We start from the raw sequence: 19,226 nt of genomic DNA, 5'->3' as shown, positions 1-19,226 counted from the left end.
AAAAGGCGGGACTTGAATTCTTAGAAAAAAAATGAATCTAAACAAAATAATTCATAAGAAATAACACGATTATTAACTCTTTAGATTTTAATGTTCTCTTATTAATTCGTCTTGACATGACATAGGATTCTAGATATTCTTTATAGTGTACAAGTTGTATGTTACTTGTATGCAGGCTTATATCGATAACAGAGGTGAGCTTATGTTAAAAATGAGAAAAAAAGATATAGCCTACGAAAAGATTAAAGAGTTGATTCTCGACAGAGAGTACATGAAAAACCACAATATTTCAGAAAACTTTCTTGCAGAGAAATTAGAGATGAGCAGGACACCTGTCCGTGAGGCCCTGCAAAGGCTGCAAGTGGAGGGCTTCATAGAAATATTCCCCAACCGTGGGATAGCATTGCGAGATGTAACAGTTCTCGAAGCAAACGAAATATTTGATCTGAGAATGGCCATAGAAGAATTTGTCGTTAAAAATGTTTCCCCACTGCTTACAGATAAGCACTTCAGAGAGATAGACCGTAACCTTTCATTTCAAAAGCAAGCAATAGAAAAAGGCGATGTAACGGAGTACCTTCAGTACGATCGTGATTTTCATGATTGCTTTTTGCAAATCTATTCTAATTCCCTCATTATTTTCACAGCCAAACGAGTGCAAGACCGCTTTTTTTCTGTCGGAGTCAATGTGTTAAAAGGTCCTGGAAGTGTAGAACGGTCTTTTCGCCAGCATTGCGAAATTGTAGAGGCTCTTCGCAAAGATGATTCGAAGATGGCTGTTGAAGCTATGCACCTTCATCTGCTCACTGGGAAAAGAAATCTGATGGCCTGATTTTATTTTTTTAAAAAATTATTTCAATATTCAAGACTGTATCGTGAGGAGGGGTCTGTATGCGTGCGGAAGTCGTTCGTAAAGAACCTGCGATTCCAGTCAGAGATTTTGACAAAGAGACCCTTCGATCTCTCTACGAAACGATGGTAAAGATCCGTCATTTTGAAGAGAAGGTCGAAGAGTTCTTTTTTGCTGGTGAAATTCCAGGTTTTGTCCATTTGTACATAGGAGAAGAAGCTGTAGCCGCTGGCGTTATGGCAAACCTGAGAAAAACGGATTATATCCAGAGCACTCATAGGGGACATGGCCATACTATAGCAAAGGGAGCCGATTTAAAGCCTATGATGGCAGAGATCTTCGGAAAAAAATCTGGTTATTGCAAAGGGAAGGGCGGCTCTATGCATATTGCTGATTTTAGCATAGGGATGCTTGGGGCCAATGGAATAGTTGGAGGGGGTTTCACCCTCGCGGCAGGAGCGGCCCTGGCCCAGAAAATGCAAGGAACAGATGGCGTTTCAGTTGTTTTTTTTGGGGACGGAGCTTCAAATCGCGGTACATTCCATGAGGGTATAAATTTGGCAGCGGCCTGGAAACTCCCCGTTATTTTTGTCTGTGAAAATAACCATTGGGCCTCAACAACGCCCTATCATACCACTACAGCAGTTGAAAACATCGCGGATAGGGCGCTTGGTTATGACATACCCGGAGTCATAGTTGATGGGAACGATGTTTTCGCAGTCTATGAAGCGGCCCAAGAGCTTATAGAAAGGGCCAGGCGAGGCAGCGGACCAGCATTGCTGGAGGCCAAAACCTATCGGATCAAAGGCCATTTTGTGGGAGATCCCGAAAAGTACAGAACGAAAGAGGAAGTGCAGAAGGTTTTTGATGAAACAGATCCCATCCCTCGTTTTGAACAGAAAGTAATTGAAGGGGGAGTGATGTCCAAGGAGGAGTTGACAGCCATTGAAGAGGCCGTGAAAAGGTCTGTTGCAGAAGCTGTCGAGTTTGCTCGAAATGCTCCTGAACCTGAGCCTTTCGAACTCTTTGAAGATCTCTATGTATAGGGCGGTGAATGAATAATGAAGATTATCAGCTTTTCTCAGGCGACCCTTGAAGCCATGGAAGAAGAAATGCTTCATGATGAAACCGTCTTCGTCATGGGAGAAGACATTGCCAGGCAGGGTGGCATTTTTGGACAGTTTAAAGGTCTCCCTGACAAATTTGGTACAGAACGAGTTAGAGACACCCCCATCTCTGAAACGGCTATTGTGGGGGCAGCGGTAGGAGCGGCCCTTGCGGGGATGCGTCCTGTTGCAGATATGCATTTCGCTGATTTTATTGGCGTTTGTATGGATGAAGTGTTTAACCAGATGGCCAAGGTCCACTATATGTTTGGAGGACAAAAGACTCTTCCCATGGTTCTTCGGGCTCCAGATGGGCTTATTAATCAGGCTGCGGCTCAGCATTCCCAGAGTGTAGAGGCGTGGTTCCAGCATATTCCGGGATTGAAAGTTGTGATTCCTTCAAATCCAGCCGATGCAAAGGGGCTTCTAAAGTCCGCGATTCGCGATGACAATCCTGTTATTTACTTTGAGCACAAGGCTTTATTCAGCATGAAGGGAGAAGTTCCCGAGGAAGAGTTTTTTACTCCCATAGGAAAGGCGAAAGTCATTAAAGAGGGTACAGATGTAACCCTTGTTTCTTATTCCATGACTATGAATCTGGCTGTCCAGGCAGCGGAAAAGCTTGAAAAAGAGGGAATAAATGTAGAGCTTGTCGACCTAAGAACCATTTCACCTATAGATAAGAAAACGATTTTAAATTCTGTAGCGAAAACGAATCGTCTTGCCATAGCCCACGAAGCGGTAAAGCAGGGTGGCGTTGGTGGTGAGATAGCGGCCATTGTCGCAGAGGAAGGTCTCGACTATCTTGATGCCCCCATCCTTCGAATTGGAGCCCCCTTTACCCCCATTCCCTTTGCCAAACCTTTAGAGCAGGCCTATCGTGTTACTGCCGACAAAATTTATGAGGGCGTAAAGAGCATGATGTAAGGGAGGGATTCAGAAGTGCAGGCCTTTTCCACAGATGTATCAAGAATGATCGTGGCTCGCTTTGGTCCTGATGAAGATATTTTTGAGTCACTAAGGCTCCTTTGCCAGAAAATGGATGTAGAGTCAGGGTGCATCAGCACCATGATAGGCAGTCTTCAATGTGCCACGTTGGTTTGTGTTACAGAGGATTTTCCAGGGGGACAGGCTCGTTACCTTGATCCGGTTCAAATGGCGGGTCCCCTCGAGTTTATCGGTGCTCAGGGGATTATTGGAAGAAATGAGGATGGAGAGATTGATATCCATCTTCATGGTGCTGTGGCAGGAGAGGATATGCATGCTGTTGCGGGGCATTTTGCCCCGTCGGGGAACAATAGAGTGCTCGCTACGGTGGAAGTGGTCATCAGCGTTTTTTCTGATGTGCAAATGCTTCGTTCCTATGATGAAGAAACCGGATTTAATCTTTTTAAAGTGACGGAGAAGAAGCGAGAGTAATGGTTGTTCATTCACATATAGTTCCAAGGCTAACTACCTACATAATGAGCGGGGGTGAAGGCTAGGGAACAGCTAATAGAGGAGCGCTGCGGGCGTGAGGTGTTTTTATTATCCTTAAAACAGGAGGGAAAAGGATGCGTAAGCTGATTGCTTTTTTAACTTTGTGTGTTCTTGTTTGTGGTCTGGCTGTCCCGGCTCTTGCTGCCTATAAAGACGAGTATAAGCTGACTTGCAACGTTGCTGCACAGAGTGCCTGGGGTAAAGGAGCAGGTAAGTTTGCGGAACTGGTGGCAGAGAAGTCTGGCGGTAAAATTAACGTTAAAGTCTACTATTCTGCCCAGCTCATGGCAGGAAAACAGACATCAGAGTTTATGATAGTACGCAATGAAGCGGCTGACTTTGCTCTTTCATCTACCATTAATTGGTCTCCTCAAGCAACAGAGTTGAACCTTTTTGCCCTTCCTTTCTTTATTTCCAGTCAGCCAGATCCCTATAAGGCACTTGACGCCATTGAGGCCGGCAAAGCTGGGAAGTTCATTGCCGATGCTTTGCAGAAAAAAGGTGTTACAGTTCTGGGCTGGGGTGAGAACGGCTTTCGCGAACTCACCAACGGAGTCAAGCCCATTTCCTCGCCCGAGGATATGGCCGGGATGAAAATTCGTGTAGTAGGAAGCCCTCTCTACCTCGATATTTTCAAGGCGCTGGGAGCCAATCCCATCAATATGAACTGGGGAGAAGCTGTAACCGCATTTCAGCAGGGAGTTGTTGATGGGCAAGAGAACCCTGTTAACTCTGTAATCCTTCCATACAAAGTATTCGAATTCCATAAATACCTTACAGATTGGCATTATGTGGTGGATCCCCTTCTGTACGCAGTAAACAACAGGGTGTGGACATCTTTTAGTTCAGAAGATCAGAAAATGATAATGGAGTGTGTGGAAGAAGCTTCCAAATACCAGAAGGCCCTTGCTCGTGTTGGTCTTGACGGTGATATTTCCCTAGCCTATCTCAAGGAGATCAATGAAGTGCCTCAGGTCATAGAACCCTACAAATACCTTGAAGAGCAGGGAATGATGATAACAAGGCTCAGCGCTGACCAGATAAAGGTTTTTGTCGAAAAGACAAAGCCTGTTTACGATACATGGAAAGAGAAAATCGGCAAAGACCTTGTGGAAGCCGCAGAAGCTGATATGGCTTCTGTAAAGTAGTCATACTCTGTAATAAGGAGGAGGAGCGCCTTTCCTCCTCCTTATAAAAAAGGGGTTGTTGGCCTTATGCTAAAAAAACTTTGGGACCACTTCGAAGAGCTTGTCGGCGCTGTGATGCTGATGATTATGGTCAGCATAGCTTTTATCAATGTTGTAACACGGTATTTTATTAAATACCCCTTGTCTTTTACAGAAGAGATAGAGGTCAATCTTTTTGTATGGCTCGTTATGCTTGGAACCTCTATGGCCTTTAAACAGGGGGCTAATTTAAGTATGACCTTTTTTTACGAGCGTTTGGCGCCCAAAAAACGCCTGATTTGCTTTGTTTTCTCTACGGCGGCATCAATTCTGTTTTTTGCTGTTCTTGCCTATTATGGATATGTGGAAGTCATAGATGAAATAGCTTTGGATGTTACTACAGAATCCCTGGATATCCCAGTCTGGATCTATACCATTGCTACTCCTGTTTTTTCGGTGCTCATTATTTTACGGCTTTTGCAGCATTCTATTCAAACCTATAAAGAACATCAGTTTTGAGGGGGCTTATATGATGACTGAAATTCTTAAAGACCCCGCTTTGTGGGCGCTTATTATTTTTGTAATACCCCTTTTGCTCAAGTTTCCAATAGCAGTGGCCCTTGGGGGATCGGCCCTTTTTGTATCGTGGCATTGGAGCCTGGGGCACCAAATGATTTCCTATAACTTTTATGCCGGCATAGCTAAATTCCCCCTTCTGGCCATTCCTTTCTTTATTTTAGCTGGGGTCATTATGGAAAAAGCTGGCATTGCGGTGCGGATCATCAATCTTATAAAGGAACTGGTAGGCTCCGTCACGGGAGGACTCGCGATAGCGACTGTAGGGGTGGCCACCTTCTGGGGAGCGGTCAGCGGCTCTGGCCCAGCAACTGTTGCTGCCCTCGGGTTGATCCTTATCCCCGGAATGGCGGCTGCCGGATACGATAAGGCTTTTTCTGCCGCTGTAGTGTCTGTTTCTTCTGGTCTGGCAATAGTCATTCCGCCAAGCATAGCATTTATTGTGTACGGCGTTGTTACAGAGACGTCAGTCAGCGCTCTTTTTGCGGCTGGTGTTTTCCCGGGTATAGTGGTGGCTCTATTTTTAATGCTTTTTGTTTATTTTATAAGTAAAAAACACGGATATCACGGAGAGCCCCGTGGGGGGAGAGAAAAGCTCTTAAAAGCATTTAAAGAATCATTTTGGGGTTTGTTGACTCCGGTTATTATCCTTGGAGGAATCTACGGAGGTATTTTTACTCCCACGGAAGCCGCGGCTGTCGCTGTTTTTTATGGTCTCTTTGTGGGTGTTTTTGTCTATAGAACCATAACTGTGAGAGTTATGTACGAAATTCTTGTTTCAAGTGTTATCTCCACTGCCGTTGTCATGATCGTCGTTACCTGTGCCGGTCTCTTCTCATGGGTAGGTGCCACAGTAGGGCTTATTGATAAGGCTGCGGATCTCCTTCTAAACCTTTCTGGTAACCCTATGGTTATTTTGTTGCTTATCAATGTTATTTTGCTTTTGGCGGGAATGGTTCTCGATGCCATTTCTATCTACTACGTTTTTCTTCCCATTCTCATACCTATTATGGCTCACTTTGGATGGGATCCTATCTGGTTTGGCGTCGTAATGACGGTTAACCTCGCTATAGGGCAGGTGACACCTCCTGTAGCTGTCAACTTGTATGTGGGAGCCAATATCAGTAAACTCTCTATGGAAGATATCAGTAAACCTGCAATGCCTCTGGTGTTAGCATCCATATTGGCCCTAATTGTAATTACGCTGTTCCCCACGATCTCTACGTTCTTGCCTAAAGCTTTTAATCTTTATTAAGCAATATGGAAGGAGGTTTATTATGGCTACGCTGGTAACCATGCCAAAATTAGGACTCACCATGAACAGCGGTTCTGTCTCTGAGTGGAAAAAAAAGGAAGGGGATGCTGTCAAGAAGGGAGAGATCCTATTTATCGCCGCTACGGATAAATTGACCTTTGATGTAGAATCGCCGGAAGAAGGATTCTTACTGGCCATTATTGTGAATATCAACGAAGAGGTCTCTGTGGGTTCTCCTCTCGCTGTCATAGGAGAAAAAGGTGAAGATTACTCGCCCCTTATAGGTGTTTCTCCAGAGCTGACTTCAAAAGGTTTCATCAAAGCATCCCCCCTGGCGAAAAAAACGGCCAGAGACCTTGGAGTTGATATATCTCAGGTTCATGGGAGCGGGCCAGAGGGGCGTATTGTAAAAAAAGATGTAGTAGCCTTCGCTGAAAGCCCATCTGCCTATGAGAAGGTCAAGGCGTCGCCAATGGCAGAACGTATGGCTGCAGAGCTTGGTGTGGATCTTGCTGCCATTGAGAAGCAGGGGCGTATTATGAAAGAAGATGTCATGACCACTGTTTCCTCTCTTCCATCTCGCATTTTAGCAGAGGACCGTCGTATTCCTCTGTCAAACATGAGGAGGGTCATTGGCGAGAGAATGCTTCTTTCCACAACGTCCATTCCGGCAGTCTCATACAATATGGAAGTTGACTTTACATTTCTTATAGCTTTCAGAAAGAGTGTGAAAGTGGCTGTTTCGAAACAGGGCGTGAAAATCTCTTACAATCATATTTTCATGAAAATATGTGCTCAGGCTCTTATGGAGCATCCCATGGCCAATGCCTCCCTTGAAGGGCAGGAAGTAATTCTTCACGGAAATGCAAATATCGGATTGGCTGTTGCTCTGGAAGGCGGCCTTGTAGTTCCTAATGTGAAGGGGGTTCAAACTAAATCCCTCTCCCAGCTTGCTGTAGAAACAGAAGATCTTGTGGCCAGGGCGCGTGCTAACCAGCTTGAACTGGAAGAGATTCAGGGCGGAACCTTTACTATTACAAATATGGGAATGTTTGGCTTACACAGTTTTACTCCCATAGTGAATCCACCAGAAGCATGTATTTTGGCTATTAATACTATTGTGGATCGTCCAGTAGTCATAGACGGAGAACTTAAGGTTCGCCCTATGGCCATGCTCTCCCTTAGCGCAGACCATCGCCTTCTGGATGGGGCAGATGCCGCTAAATTTCTCGCCAGGATTAAGGAACTTGCAGAAAATCCCTACCTGTTGCTTTTGTAGGGATAAGGAGGAGGTTGGCAGCGGCTTATGGCACATTCTATAACAATGCCGAAACCCGGCTTGACAATGACAGAAGGTCCAGCTCCCATAGCAGAACCCCTTCCTTCTGTTGGAGAGCAAAAGAAACATGTGGTTATCATTGGGGGAGGTCCGGGAGGGTATGTAGCAGCCATTCGCGCTTCTCAGCTGGGCGCCCGTGTGACCCTTGTGGAGAAAAAACGTCTTGGAGGAGTATGCCTTAACGTGGGCTGCATCCCTACAAAGGTTCTTCTACATTCAGTAGAACTTTTTACAGCCATCAAGAAGGCATCCCATCTTGGAATTGTTGCAGAGAAGGTTTCAGTGGATTGGAATGCCCTCATGAAGCGAAAAGAGAAGGTTGTGGATCACCTGACAGGCGGTGTTGGCATTTTACTGAAATCCAATGATGTAGAAGTAATTGATGGCTTCGCGAAGTTTTTATCCCCTCGCTCTGTGGGTGTAAAACTGAAGGATGGCGGGGAAACCAGAATTGAGGCCGATTCTTTTATTATCGCTACAGGATCCGAGCCTGTAATTCCTGCCATACGGGGGTTTGATATTCCAGGTGTTATTACCAGCAATGAGGCCTTAAGCCTGGAAAAAGTGCCTTCGTCAATGGTTGTAGTTGGCGGAGGAGTTATTGGGATGGAGTTTGCATCGATCTATGCTTCTTTGGGAACGAAAGTTACTGTGGTAGAAATGCTGCCAGACATTCTTCTTAATATGGATGAGGAATTGGTTCAGATCATTAAAGGAGTTCTCGCCCGTTCAAAGGTTGTTTTTCACACATCTTCTAAAGTGACAGAAGTAAAGGAGAGGGCGGGCGTGCTGGCAGTCAGCGTTGAAAGTCCTGATGGAACAGTGACCGTAGAGGCCGAAAAGGTGCTTGTATCTGTAGGACGCCGCCCTGTTATCAATGGCCTTGGGCTTGAAAAAGCCGGAGTCATAACAGAGAAGGGGCGTATCCGTGTTGATTCTTATCTCCGCACCAACGTGAGTCACATTTATGGAATAGGTGATTGCGCTTCTCCCATAATGCTGGCTCATGTGGCCTCTCGTGAGGGAATTGTAGCTGCGGAGAACATTATGGGAAGGTCTGTTACCATGGATTATAAAACTGTTCCCAGCGCAATCTACACCTCACCAGAGATAGCGTCGGTCGGGCTCACTGAGAGGCAGGCTCGGGAAAAGGGGTTTAAGGTGAAGGTCGGGCGGTTCCCCCTGGCTAATAACGGAAAGTGCATTATTATGAATGACATTGATGGATTGGTGAAGTACGTGATCCATGAGAAGTACAATGAAATTTTGGGTGTACATATCATAGGGCCAAGGGCCACAGATCTTATTGTGGAGGGAGCTTTGGCCCTTCGTCTGGAGGCCACGGCGGAGGAGATTATTTCTACAATCCATGCCCATCCCACCATAGGAGAAGCTTTGGCAGAAGGGGCTCTGGCAGCCTTGGGGCGGGTTATTCACCTGCCAGCAAAAAAATAGCGCAATGAATAAGCCGGAGGATGTAATTTCCCTCCGGCTTATTCATTGCCTACGAATCTTCTTCAAGGCGGAAAAGGGCATCTTTAAAACATTCAGTAAGGGTTGGGTGGGGGTGGATGGTTCGGGCCACGTCTTTTGCCTTCATTCCCTGGGCTACAGCGAGAGCTGCTTCGCCGATAAGAGAAGAAGCTTCCGGACCTATGATATGGACGCCAAGCAGACGGTCATCTTCCTGAGAAGCAATAACTTTGACAAATCCGTCTGTATTATTGAGGGCCTGTGCCATTCCGTTCCCCAGAAAGTACGCCCTGGCAACCTTTACAGAAATATTGCGGGCCTCAGCTTCGTCTTCCGTTATACCGGCTACAGCGATTTCAGGGTCGCAGAAGACGCACCATGGCACATGGTCAGGATTGATGACATATTCTCTTCCAAGGATATGCTCGATTGCGCTCAATCCGTGATACTCTGCCAGATGGGCGAGCATCATTCCGCCAGTAACGTCTCCGATGGCATATACCCCGGGAACATTTGTTTCCATATGCTTATCTACTTTTATGCCTTTTTTCGAGTATTCTATAGCCGAATCCTCAAGTCCGTACCCATCAAGAATGGGGATCATGCTCGAGGCAAGAATAAGGCGATCGCAGTTGATGTCAACAGCTCCCTTTGGCGTGGTTCCGCAAACCTTGACCTGTTCTCCTTCGAGAAGAGCCTTTTCAGGGGCAAAGTAATCTACCATGGTGATCTTCATCTTCTTGAGGGATTGAATGAGTTTCTTTTTCACATCTTTGTCGGCACGGCGCAGAACCTGGTCTGAGTGTTTAAGGATGGTGACTTCCTTGCCCATGCGTCTTAAGAGAACAGCGAGTTCCACGGCGATAACACCCGCTCCTATGACAGCTACAGATTTTACTTCTTCACAGTCGGGATATTTCCAGAGTTCTGGATAGGTTACAGCGTAATCCCCTGTAATGATGCCAGGGAGGTCTGCCCCTTCAAATTCCATGGCCAGGGAACGGGCACCGGTGGCAATAATAAGGTTTCTCCCTTCAATTTGCCGTATCCCTTCGCTGGTCTGAACTTCTACTATTTGGGTTTCTCCAGTGCTGATGATTTTTCCCGTACCCAGTACGACTTCCACGCCTGACATTTTCATGAGAGTGGAGATTCCACTGTTGAGTTTCTCAACGATTTGCTCTTTATGGTTCCACATTTCTTCAATGGTTCCATGGCCGCCTATGATTCGCGCAAAATATGCTTTTGTAGGAATGCAGCCGCGGTTCAGGCATGTTCCGCCGAGACGGGCTTTTTCTATCATCACTGTTTTTAAACCGTTTCTGGCTGCGAGCTCAGCTGCCTTATTGCCGCCAGGGCCGCCGCCCAAAACAATAACGTCGTACATATGCACACCTCCTGTTCTTAACTTTGAAATAAAATGGACCCGGCGAAATGGTATTCTGCCGGGTCCCCACGACGTACCGGTTTTACTCTGCTGGATTCCAGCGAAGAACTGGTTTTCTTGCGGCCAGGGTTTCGTCAAGCCGTGAAACAATTGTTCCATAAGGTGCTTCTTTGAAGCGTTCAGGATTCTCCTTGGCTTCCTTTGCCACAGAAATCATGGCCTCTATGAAAGAATCCACTTCTTCTTTGCTTTCGCTTTCAGGCGGTTCCACCATGATTGCTTCTTCCACGAGCAACGGGAAATACACTGTTGGCGGGTGGAAGCCATAGTCTATGAGCCGTTTGGCTATATCCAAGGTAGAAACGCCGCTTTCATGGTGCTGTTTTCTCCCTGAAAGCACAAACTCATGTTTGCAAATTCGCTTAAAATCGAGATCGAAGTATTCTTGCAGCTGAACCTGTGCATAGTTTGCGTTAAGCACCGCATTTTCAGCCACAGCCCTCAGTCCGTCTGGTCCCATGGTGCGGATATAGGTATAGGCCCGCACTAAGACGCTGAAGTTCCCGTAAAAGGAACGAACTTTCCCAATGGAAAGGGGGCTGTCATAGTCAAATTCGTAACCATTATCTTTTTTGACTATAGAGGGAACTGGTAAAAAGGGAACGAGTTTTTCACAAACACCCACCGGGCCAGATCCCGGACCGCCTCCGCCATGGGGAGTGCTGAAGGATTTGTGAAGGTTGAGATGGATCACGTCAAATCCCATATCCCCAGGTCGCGTTTTCCCAAGAATGGCGTTGGCGTTGGCTCCATCGTAGTATAAAAGGCCCCCTGCGTCGTGAACGATTTGGGCGATTTCAAGGATGTCTTCTTCGAAGAGACCGAGAGTGTTGGGGTTCGTTAACATGATTCCGGCAATCTCATCTGACATAAGGGCTTTGAGTGCCTCTACGTCAACATTGCCACGTTCATTGGATTTAACCTCAACCACATCAAAACCTGCAACGGCAGAGGACGCTGGATTTGTTCCGTGAGCTGTATCTGGGACGATCATTTTAGTACGTTTTGAGTCTCCACGATGTTCGTGGTAGGCTTTTATGATCATGACCCCTGTTAGCTCTCCGTGGGCTCCTGCCGCAGGCTGAAGAGATACGGCCTTCATTCCTGTGATTTCTGCCAGCATGGCAGAAAGCTCGTACATAAGGGCGAGGGCTCCCTGAACGGTATGAGGGCATTGCAGGGGATGTATCCCAGTGAAGCCAGGCAGATTAGCCATGTCTTCATTGATCTTAGGGTTGTATTTCATAGTGCATGAACCAAGAGGATATAGCCCTTCGTCCACGGCAAAGTTCAATTGAGAAAGGCGAGTGAAGTGACGGACTACATCCACTTCGCTTACTTCAGGTAAGCCGGCTTTCTCTTTCCTCAACATTGCTTCGGGAATGAGTTTTTCAAGCTTCTCTTGTGGGACGTCCATTTCTGGAAGAGAGTAACCTTTTCTTCCAGGAACGCTTGTTTCAAAAATAGGCGGCACAAGTCGAATCATGCCTTATCCCCCCTTGCTATCTTGGCAAAGCGGTGGATTTCTTCTTTGGTCCGTTTCTCAGTAACGGCTACAAGCCAGCTGTTTTTGAGTTCAGGGTAGTCCTTGGAGAGGTCATATCCACCAATGATTCCTTCCTTATAGAGTCGTTTGTTAATTGACACTGGAGCCTCTTCAGGCGTTACTACGAACTCTCTGAAGAAGGGGGCGTCAAAGGCTGATTTAAAGGTTCCGTTTTCTGTAAGAAGTTTCTTCGTATAGGCTGCTTTTTGCAGACATGCATTAGCGACCTCACAAAGTCCTTCTTTGCCCATAAGGCTCATATATATGGCTGCCATAACGATGTTAAGGTTATGGTTAGAGCAGATATTTGATGTGGCTTTTTCTCTGCGAATATGTTGCTCACGAGCCTGAAGGGTCAGAACGTAGGCAGTGTTTCCTTTCCTGTCCAGTGTTTGTCCTACGATTCGTCCTGGCATTTTCCGCATATATTTTTTTGTCACTGCAAAAAAGCCAAAACCAGGACCACCGAAATTCATGGCATTGCCTATGGGCTGTCCGTCACCAATGACCACATCTGCTCCGTAAACTGCGGGTGGCTCAAGGAGAGCAAGGGCCATGAGGTCAGTTGCCACTATAAAAACAGCACCGGCATTCTTGGCCGCTTCCCCTATGGCAGCAAGGTTTTCCAGAACGCCAAAAAAGTTCGGGCTTTGCACGATTACGGCTGCTGTGTTGGATGAAATTTGTTTGTTGAGATCCTCCATGTCAATGCTGCCGTTCTTAAAACCCACCTCTTTGACGGTAAGGTGCTGATAAGGGGCATAGCTCTTAAGAACCTTCCTGCTTTCAGGGTGGACGGATCGAGCAACGAGTACTTCGCTCCTTTTTGTAGAGGCTCCTGCCATAAATGCAGCCTCAGCCATTGCTGAAGCGCCGTCATACATGGAAGCGTTGGACACGTCCATTCCTGTGAGTTCGCAAATCATGGTCTGATACTCAAAAATAGTCTGAAGAGTACCCTGGCTCACTTCTGGCTGGTACGGCGTATAACTTGTAAGGAACTCCTGCCTGCTGACCAGATGGTTGACCACTGTAGGGATAAAGTGATCGTATATTCCAGCGCCAAGGAAATAAGCATATTTGTCCGCGCTGGCATTAGAGGCAGCCATAGAACGAATATGCCTGCCCAGCTCAAGTTCTGAAAGAGCGGAAGGAATGTTTAAATCTTCTTTTAGTTGAATTGATTCAGGGATGTCAGCAAACAGTTCCTGAATAGAGGAAACACCCACTCTATGGAGCATGTCTTTTTGCTGTTCCTCCGTGTTTGGAATATAACGTGCCATAAACTACGCCCCCTCTTTCGTTTCGAGGCTGTCACACAGCTTCTCGTAGGCCTCCCCGTCAAGAAGATTGTCAAGTTCTGAGGTATCGGACATTTCCAATACAACGATCCAGTTGGCGTAAGCGTCTTCATTGAGAAGTTCAGGTGAATCCTCAAGCCCTGAGTTGACTTCTACAACGGTGCCGCTTACAGGAGCGTACACGTCGTTAGCTCCTTTTACTGACTCCACTACGCAAAGGTCGCTGCCTGTTGAAAATTCAGCACCTTCTTCCGGGAGTTCCACATAAACAATGTCACCCATTGCATGTTGCGCGTAGTCTGTAATTCCTATACGAGCCTTGCCGCCTTCAACTTTCACCCATTCGTGACTTTCTGTGTACTTAAGGTCTTTCAATACTTTTGCCATTATCCGTAACCTCCTTTTCTCTTTTACCGTTTGTAGTGTTTTTGATAAAAAGGTCTTTTGATCTTTTTAGCTTTCTTTTCTTTCCCGTGAATAACAATGAACATTTCTTCTTCGTCAGCCGCAGAAGCTTCAACGAGGGCAGAAGCAATGCTCTTATCAAGGCTTGGGGAATAACCACCTGTAGTTACCCTGCCTACGGTTCGTCCCTGAGCTCTGACTTCATACTGCTCTCTGGGAATTCCCTTGTCTATCATTTCAAGGCCGACGATCTTGCGGGGAACGCCGTTTTCCTTGAGTGCGGCAAGAGCATGTCGCCCAATAAATTCTGTGTTGAGCTTCACAAAGAACCCCAACCCCGCCTCTAGAGGGGTAATGTAGGCTGCCAGTTCATGACCGTAGAGGGGGAGGCCAGCTTCAAAGCGAAGGCTATCGCGGCATCCCAGGCCTGCAGGAAGAATACCGAACTCTTCTCCCGCTTTCATTACAGCATCCCATACAGGGGCGCCTTCGTCCCATGGCATGTAAATTTCGAAGCCATCTTCTCCTGTATATCCGGTACGAGACACAAGAGCGTCTACACCTGCCACTTTGACATTCTCAACAAACCGGAAGAACCCCAAGCTGGCAGGATCGAAATTAGCTATCTTTTTCAAAATCTCTTCTGCTTTGGGGCCCTGGAGGGCGAGTTCACTGTACTGAGGAGATAAATTCTCAACAGTTACGCCTTCTGTAACATGGTCGTGGAACCAGAGGACGTCCTTGTCTGTGTTTGAAGCATTGATAACCAAAAAGTAGTTCTCTGTGGAAACCTTATAGACAAGAAGATCGTCTACAACCCCGCCATTGGGGTAGCACATAAAGGTGTAAATGACCTGTCCGTTTTCCATAGCTGTGATATCGTTAGTCATCATGTTCTGAAGCCAGGCTTCAGCTTTGGGTCCCGCGACTCTAACTTCTCCCATGTGGGAAACGTCGAAAAGACCAGCAGCAGATCTAACTCTCTTGTGTTCTTCGACTATACCTGCCGTGTATTGAACAGGAAGTTCCCAACCGCCAAAATCGACCATTTTCCCGCCGTGAGCGAGATGTTTCTCGTAGAATATTGTTCGTCTCACAACCTCACCTCCGTATGATGCTAAAACATATGGGCCCAATCTTTTTCGAGCCAACATGCCATTTCCTGTACCTCCTGGGGCATTGATTCTGGGAAGTTCCTTCTTAATGCCTTGGCAAGAACATCTCCTTGTAAAGGAACTCCCTTTAAAAAGGGAGCAAGGCTTGCTATAAGATCCCCGTCCATGGCATCAGAATATATATGGCACTGAGACACGCTCCCTTCTCTCACATGAAATCCCAACGCTACATGTCCCCAGTCAAAACGGTTTTCAATTTCTACGTCAAAATCTGGAGATAGCCCATATATCCATGAAGGATTACTATATTTTTTATAGAGGGTCTTAACTTCTTCTTTTTTCATGATATCTGAAAGGGAAATATTTTCACCTTCTCCGCCATATTCTTCCAGAAAAGAAGCCTTTATCGCTTTTTTGACCACATCGATAGATAGAGAAGTGTTAAATTCTTTGAGATTTGCAACACGGGATTTGACAGAATCGATCCCTTTCGCCTTTAACTTGGCTGCGGGGGGTTGAAGGTAACGGACCATCCGGTCAATGTCTACATCTATTAATATTGTACCATGATGATATCGCCCAGCTTTGCCTTGGTAAAAAGCATTGCCTGAAACCTTGCGATTTTCTACAAAAATATCATTTCTGCCGCTAAAGGAAGCTGGAATGCCTATGGAGCGAAAGGCAGCAACAAGAACTTTTATATGACGAATGAAGTCGTAACTAAGATGTGAAGCAAGAAAGGTGAAATTCAAATTACCCAAATCGTGATAGACGGCACCACCGCCCGAGAGCCTACGGACTAAAGTTCCCTTCTCTTCTGATAGAAGGCTTGTGCGGCACTCTTTCCAGGCATTCTGGTTTCTTCCGATGACAACGGTATGTTCATTTTGCCAAAGGTAAAGAATTACAGAATGGCTAGAAAGATGTGAGAGAAGATGTTCTTCAATAGCCAGGTTGATCCGTGGATCAACAAAAGGAGATTCAGCAAGAAAAGTCTTAACTTTTAGCATGGCGGTTAGCCCCCTTTGATGTAAAAAGCCCACAACAGAACAATACCTCCGTTGCAGGCTCCGATCCCCTAGAGAGACAAAACTAAAAAACCATCTCCATAACCTGGCCGTTGTTTAGATGATTCATACAGTGTCTCCTCGGCGCCTCATCGAGTCTCTTAGAACATGAAACGAAACTCGAATCGCTCTTATTCAATTTATTACAAGTCTATAAGATATGAGTATATAAAGTCAACAGAATGATGTTTAGATTATATATTCTTTAAGTTATGAAAATTCGCAAGAGATGCAAGGTGCTTTTTCTATGTTATATTGATTTTACCAGAATGAGTAGAGGTAAAAACTAAGGGTATGAGGAGGGATTTGCTAATGAAGAACAGGATTCAGATTTTCACAGTTTTTGCTGTTGTATTAGCAATGCTTTGTATGGTGCCATTCCGTGTTTTTGCCGGAGATCTCATTGTTTACTCAAGTGTGGACGAAGAAAATGCCCGTCATATTCTTGAGGCATTTACAAAAGAGACTGGAATAAAGGTCCAGATGGTTTTTCTATCTTCCGGGCCGGCTCTTAGCCGGATCGAAGCTGAAAAAGCCAACCCCCAGGCCGATGTCTGGTTTGGCGCCCCCAGTGAAAATCACATAGTAGCAAGGGAAAGAGGACTGACAGAGCCTTACGTTTCTTCAGAAGAGAGCCGCCTTGCCGCAAATTTTAAAGATCCGGAAGGGTACTGGCATGCTTTTTATATGAACCCCATTGGCATTGGAGTTCTCCCAGACGAACTGGCTGCCGAAAAGATTCCAGTTCCCCAGTCATGGGAAGATTTGAAGCATGAAGGTTTGAAAGGCATGATTCAAATGCCTTCACCCCAATCCTCCGGCACAGCCTTTGCTATTATGATGACCCTTATAAGCATTTATGGAGAAGATGAAGCCTATGCCTATATGAAAGCTCTTAATCCTAATATCCAGACCTATACGCAGAGCGGAACTGGACCCAGCAAGAACCTTGCTATTAAGGAAGCCAAGGTGGCCATTCAGTTTACCCCCGCTTTCCTGAAACTTGTAGACGAAGGATTCCCGGCAACGGTCATCTTCCCAAAAGAAGGCGTGGGTTATGAGGCGGCAGCCCTGTCCATCATTAAGGGTGTAAAGAATAAAGAAGAAGCCCACAAACTTGTTGACTGGATACTCTCGAAAAAGGGACAGGAGTCTTTAAGCGAAAACAAAACATATTTCTTCCCTGTGCGAAGTGATGTTTCAGCGGGAGAGGGCCTGCCACCCCTTTCTGAGATCAAACTCATCAATTATGACATAGAGAAAGCGGCTCAGGAAAAAAGCCGCCTTATTGATCGTTGGGTAACTGAAGTTCTCGGTCAATAAACAATAAGCGATTCTCATATTGCTATGGTCAACAATAAGGGGCTGGAGAGATCTGGCCCCTTTTTTCAGGAGGTTTTTTATGTCATATATACGTCGAGCTAAGCGGGAACTGCAGCTTCTTTGGCGTGACCCACTTCTTGCTTTTTTAGTGGGTATTGTGGCTTTTGCCCTTATTCTTTTTGTTCTTTTCCCCCTCATTTCTGTGCTGATTAGAAGCTTTCAAACTCAGGAAGGAGCATTTTCCCTCGTTAATTACCGCCGTTTCTTTACTTTTCGTTATCTTAGAAGTGCACTGAGTAATAGCCTTTTTGTAGGAATAGCTACAGGGGTTGCGGGTGTTGCAATTGGATATATAGCAGCCTTTACTATTACGAGGACAGCTATTCCCGGGAAGAAGGTTTTACATATCCTTTTTATTTTACCAATTATTTCCCCGCCCTTTACCAGCTCACTGGCCATATTGATGCTCTTCGGAGCGAATGGCCTTATTACGAAAGGATTATTAGGACTGAAGAATTTCAGTATCTATGGTTTTAAAGGAGTACTCCTTTCTCAGATATTTACCTTTGCTCCTGTAGCGTACCTAACACTGCGTGGGGTTCTTGAATCTCTTAACCCCACGTTGGAGGACGCGGCAATGAATGTAGGTGCTTCTCGCTGGCAGACTTTCTGGAAAGTAACTTTCCCATTGAGTCTACCGGGTATAGCCAGTGCTTTTCTAGTGGTGCTTATTGAGTCCTTAGCCGATTTTGGAAATCCCCTTGTTCTGGCGGGAAGCCGTTTCCCTATGCTTTCCATCCAGGCATATCTCGAGATTACAGGTTCCTTCAATCTTCCCCTGGGAGCGGCCTTAGCTGTTGTGTTGCTTATCCCATCTATAACAGCCTTTGCCATTCAGCGCTATTATCTTGAAAAACGGCAATATACGACCATTACGGGGAAACCTGTAGCTTCATCATCAAAGCTGGTGAGCCGCGGAGCACGAAAATGCCTGCAGACTTTTGTCGCCTTATTCGCTCTATTTGTGCTCCTTTTTTATGGAACGATTTTTCTCGGGGCCATGACTCGTGTTTGGGGATATGACTTTTCTCTTACAGCCAGGCACTTTGCCTATGCCCTGAGTGTAGGGTTTGATACGATAAAAGATACCTTAGTCATTGCTGCTTTGGCGACACCTATTTCTGGGCTTCTTGGCATGCTTATTGCTTTTATGGTGGTTCGCCTCTCTTTTCCTGGAAAAGGAACTTTAGAATTTGTTTCTATTCTTAATTTTGCCGTCCCTGGAACGGTTGTAGGTATTGGATATATTCTTGCTTTTAATAAACCGCCTCTCCTTCTTATTGGGACTCTCGTCATTCTTGTGCTCAATTTCATTTTTCGTTATATCCCTGTGGGAATTCAGTCGGGAGTTGCCGTTTTAAGACAAATAGATCCCACAATAGAAGAGGCGGCACAGAATCTTGGAGCTGATGGTATGACTACTTTTCGAAAAATTACGTTGCCTCTTATAGCACCGGCGTTCTTTTCTGGCCTTGTCTTCGCTTTTGTAAGGGCCATGACGGCCATAAGTGCCGCTATTTTTCTCGTTTCAGCCCGGTGGAACCTTCTCACGGTCCAGATACTCAACGAAGTTGGGTCGGGACGGTTGGGTGTGGCAGCGGCTTTCAGCGTTATTTTGGTGGCGATTGTCCTTGTAGCCATGGTCATTATCAGCCGCCTCGTTTCGGGTCGAGCCGGTGGAATGAAAGCCTTAGAGATATCAAAGGAGCTGTAGCCCT

Annotated in this window: 17 protein-coding genes; 11 read left to right on the top strand and 6 right to left on the bottom strand. The window is 46.0% G+C overall.

Annotated elements, in window-relative coordinates; genetic code table 11:
- Positions 1-202 precede the first annotated feature (202 nt).
- The 9 genes from AMICO_RS08125 to lpdA all read left to right on the top strand — a co-directional run bounded on the left by AMICO_RS08125 (position 203) and on the right by lpdA (position 9,226).
- Positions 203-832 carry a GntR family transcriptional regulator gene (locus AMICO_RS08125; RefSeq protein ID WP_013048971.1) on the top strand — a complete coding sequence of 210 codons (630 nt, stop codon included), beginning with the start codon at positions 203-205 and terminating at the stop codon, positions 830-832.
- A gap of 59 nt (positions 833-891) precedes the next feature.
- Positions 892-1,896, top strand: coding sequence for a thiamine pyrophosphate-dependent dehydrogenase E1 component subunit alpha (locus AMICO_RS08120; protein ID WP_013048970.1), 1,005 nt, complete (start codon positions 892-894; stop codon positions 1,894-1,896).
- 15 nt (positions 1,897-1,911) lie between these two features.
- The gene (locus AMICO_RS08115; RefSeq protein WP_013048969.1) at positions 1,912-2,883 is read left to right on the top strand and encodes an alpha-ketoacid dehydrogenase subunit beta; all 972 of its coding nucleotides are present in this window, start codon (positions 1,912-1,914) and stop codon (positions 2,881-2,883) included.
- A gap of 15 nt (positions 2,884-2,898) precedes the next feature.
- Positions 2,899-3,375, top strand: a complete 477-nt coding sequence (locus AMICO_RS09985) for a PPC domain-containing DNA-binding protein (protein WP_013048968.1) — start codon at positions 2,899-2,901, stop codon at positions 3,373-3,375.
- Between the two features lie 134 nt (positions 3,376-3,509).
- Positions 3,510-4,583: a DctP family TRAP transporter solute-binding subunit gene (locus AMICO_RS08105; RefSeq protein WP_013048967.1), complete on the top strand. Its 1,074-nt coding sequence runs from the start codon at positions 3,510-3,512 to the stop codon at positions 4,581-4,583.
- A 66-nt stretch (positions 4,584-4,649) separates the two neighbouring features.
- Positions 4,650-5,120: a TRAP transporter small permease gene (locus tag AMICO_RS08100; protein WP_013048966.1), complete on the top strand. Its 471-nt coding sequence runs from the start codon at positions 4,650-4,652 to the stop codon at positions 5,118-5,120.
- A 13-nt stretch (positions 5,121-5,133) separates the two neighbouring features.
- Entirely contained in the window at positions 5,134-6,432 is a 1,299-nt protein-coding gene (locus tag AMICO_RS08095) for a TRAP transporter large permease (protein WP_211204274.1), read from the top strand.
- A gap of 22 nt (positions 6,433-6,454) precedes the next feature.
- Entirely contained in the window at positions 6,455-7,711 is a 1,257-nt protein-coding gene (locus AMICO_RS08090; protein WP_013048964.1) for a dihydrolipoamide acetyltransferase family protein, read from the top strand.
- Positions 7,712-7,738: 27 nt separating this feature from the next.
- On the top strand, positions 7,739-9,226 hold the full coding sequence (gene lpdA, locus AMICO_RS08085) for a dihydrolipoyl dehydrogenase (protein ID WP_013048963.1): 1,488 nt from the start codon (positions 7,739-7,741) through the stop codon (positions 9,224-9,226).
- Positions 9,227-9,275: 49 nt separating this feature from the next.
- On the opposite strand, the gene AMICO_RS08080 is transcribed toward lpdA, so the two are convergent.
- The 6 genes from AMICO_RS08080 to AMICO_RS08055 all read right to left on the bottom strand — a co-directional run bounded on the left by AMICO_RS08080 (position 9,276) and on the right by AMICO_RS08055 (position 16,068).
- Complete coding sequence (locus tag AMICO_RS08080; RefSeq protein WP_013048962.1) at positions 9,276-10,631, bottom strand: dihydrolipoyl dehydrogenase family protein; 1,356 nt, start codon at positions 10,629-10,631, stop codon at positions 9,276-9,278.
- A gap of 82 nt (positions 10,632-10,713) precedes the next feature.
- A complete protein-coding gene (gene gcvPB / locus AMICO_RS08075) occupies positions 10,714-12,177 on the bottom strand; it encodes an aminomethyl-transferring glycine dehydrogenase subunit GcvPB (protein WP_013048961.1) in 1,464 nt (487 codons plus the stop codon).
- Positions 12,174-13,520, bottom strand: a complete 1,347-nt coding sequence (gene gcvPA / locus AMICO_RS08070; protein WP_013048960.1) for an aminomethyl-transferring glycine dehydrogenase subunit GcvPA — start codon at positions 13,518-13,520, stop codon at positions 12,174-12,176. Before gcvPA ends, gcvPB begins: the two co-directional genes overlap by 4 nt.
- A 3-nt stretch (positions 13,521-13,523) precedes the next feature.
- On the bottom strand, positions 13,524-13,925 hold the full coding sequence (gene gcvH / locus AMICO_RS08065) for a glycine cleavage system protein GcvH (protein WP_013048959.1): 402 nt from the start codon (positions 13,923-13,925) through the stop codon (positions 13,524-13,526).
- 23 nt (positions 13,926-13,948) lie between these two features.
- Entirely contained in the window at positions 13,949-15,040 is a 1,092-nt protein-coding gene (gene gcvT / locus AMICO_RS08060) for a glycine cleavage system aminomethyltransferase GcvT (protein ID WP_013048958.1), read from the bottom strand.
- A gap of 20 nt (positions 15,041-15,060) precedes the next feature.
- Positions 15,061-16,068: a lipoate--protein ligase gene (locus AMICO_RS08055; RefSeq protein ID WP_013048957.1), complete on the bottom strand. Its 1,008-nt coding sequence runs from the start codon at positions 16,066-16,068 to the stop codon at positions 15,061-15,063.
- Between the two features lie 369 nt (positions 16,069-16,437).
- Here AMICO_RS08055 and AMICO_RS08050 point away from each other — a divergent pair, with 369 nt between their 5' ends.
- A complete protein-coding gene (locus AMICO_RS08050; protein WP_013048956.1) occupies positions 16,438-17,448 on the top strand; it encodes an ABC transporter substrate-binding protein in 1,011 nt (336 codons plus the stop codon).
- 79 nt (positions 17,449-17,527) lie between these two features.
- Positions 17,528-19,222 (top strand): ABC transporter permease, encoded by a 1,695-nt coding sequence (locus AMICO_RS08045; protein WP_013048955.1) that lies wholly within the window; start codon positions 17,528-17,530, stop codon positions 19,220-19,222.
- Positions 19,223-19,226: the final 4 nt, after the last annotated feature.

It is taken from the genome of Aminobacterium colombiense DSM 12261 (genome assembly GCF_000025885.1).
In the GTDB taxonomy this organism is placed as follows: Bacteria; Synergistota; Synergistia; order Synergistales; family Aminobacteriaceae; genus Aminobacterium; species Aminobacterium colombiense.
Note: the sequence above shows the minus strand (reverse complement) of the source record. Positions and strands in the feature narration are given on the sequence as shown.

Bases quoted from the DNA above. Each gene is read 5' to 3' on its own strand.
- gcvH (WP_013048959.1), bottom strand. From the start codon at position 13,925: ATGGCAAAAGTATTGAAAGACCTTAAGTACACAGAAAGTCACGAATGG.
- lpdA (WP_013048963.1), top strand. From the start codon at position 7,739: ATGGCACATTCTATAACAATGCCGAAACCCGGCTTGACAATGACAGAA.
- AMICO_RS08105 (WP_013048967.1), top strand. From the start codon at position 3,510: ATGCGTAAGCTGATTGCTTTTTTAACTTTGTGTGTTCTTGTTTGTGGT.
- gcvPB (WP_013048961.1), bottom strand. From the start codon at position 12,177: ATGATTCGACTTGTGCCGCCTATTTTTGAAACAAGCGTTCCTGGAAGA.
- AMICO_RS08090 (WP_013048964.1), top strand. From the start codon at position 6,455: ATGGCTACGCTGGTAACCATGCCAAAATTAGGACTCACCATGAACAGC.
- AMICO_RS08115 (WP_013048969.1), top strand. From the start codon at position 1,912: ATGAAGATTATCAGCTTTTCTCAGGCGACCCTTGAAGCCATGGAAGAA.
- gcvPA (WP_013048960.1), bottom strand. From the start codon at position 13,520: ATGGCACGTTATATTCCAAACACGGAGGAACAGCAAAAAGACATGCTC.
- AMICO_RS08125 (WP_013048971.1), top strand. From the start codon at position 203: ATGTTAAAAATGAGAAAAAAAGATATAGCCTACGAAAAGATTAAAGAG.
- AMICO_RS08080 (WP_013048962.1), bottom strand. From the start codon at position 10,631: ATGTACGACGTTATTGTTTTGGGCGGCGGCCCTGGCGGCAATAAGGCA.
- AMICO_RS08120 (WP_013048970.1), top strand. From the start codon at position 892: ATGCGTGCGGAAGTCGTTCGTAAAGAACCTGCGATTCCAGTCAGAGAT.
- AMICO_RS08095 (WP_211204274.1), top strand. From the start codon at position 5,134: ATGACTGAAATTCTTAAAGACCCCGCTTTGTGGGCGCTTATTATTTTT.
- AMICO_RS08055 (WP_013048957.1), bottom strand. From the start codon at position 16,068: ATGCTAAAAGTTAAGACTTTTCTTGCTGAATCTCCTTTTGTTGATCCA.
- AMICO_RS08100 (WP_013048966.1), top strand. From the start codon at position 4,650: ATGCTAAAAAAACTTTGGGACCACTTCGAAGAGCTTGTCGGCGCTGTG.
- AMICO_RS08045 (WP_013048955.1), top strand. From the start codon at position 17,528: ATGTCATATATACGTCGAGCTAAGCGGGAACTGCAGCTTCTTTGGCGT.
- AMICO_RS08050 (WP_013048956.1), top strand. From the start codon at position 16,438: ATGAAGAACAGGATTCAGATTTTCACAGTTTTTGCTGTTGTATTAGCA.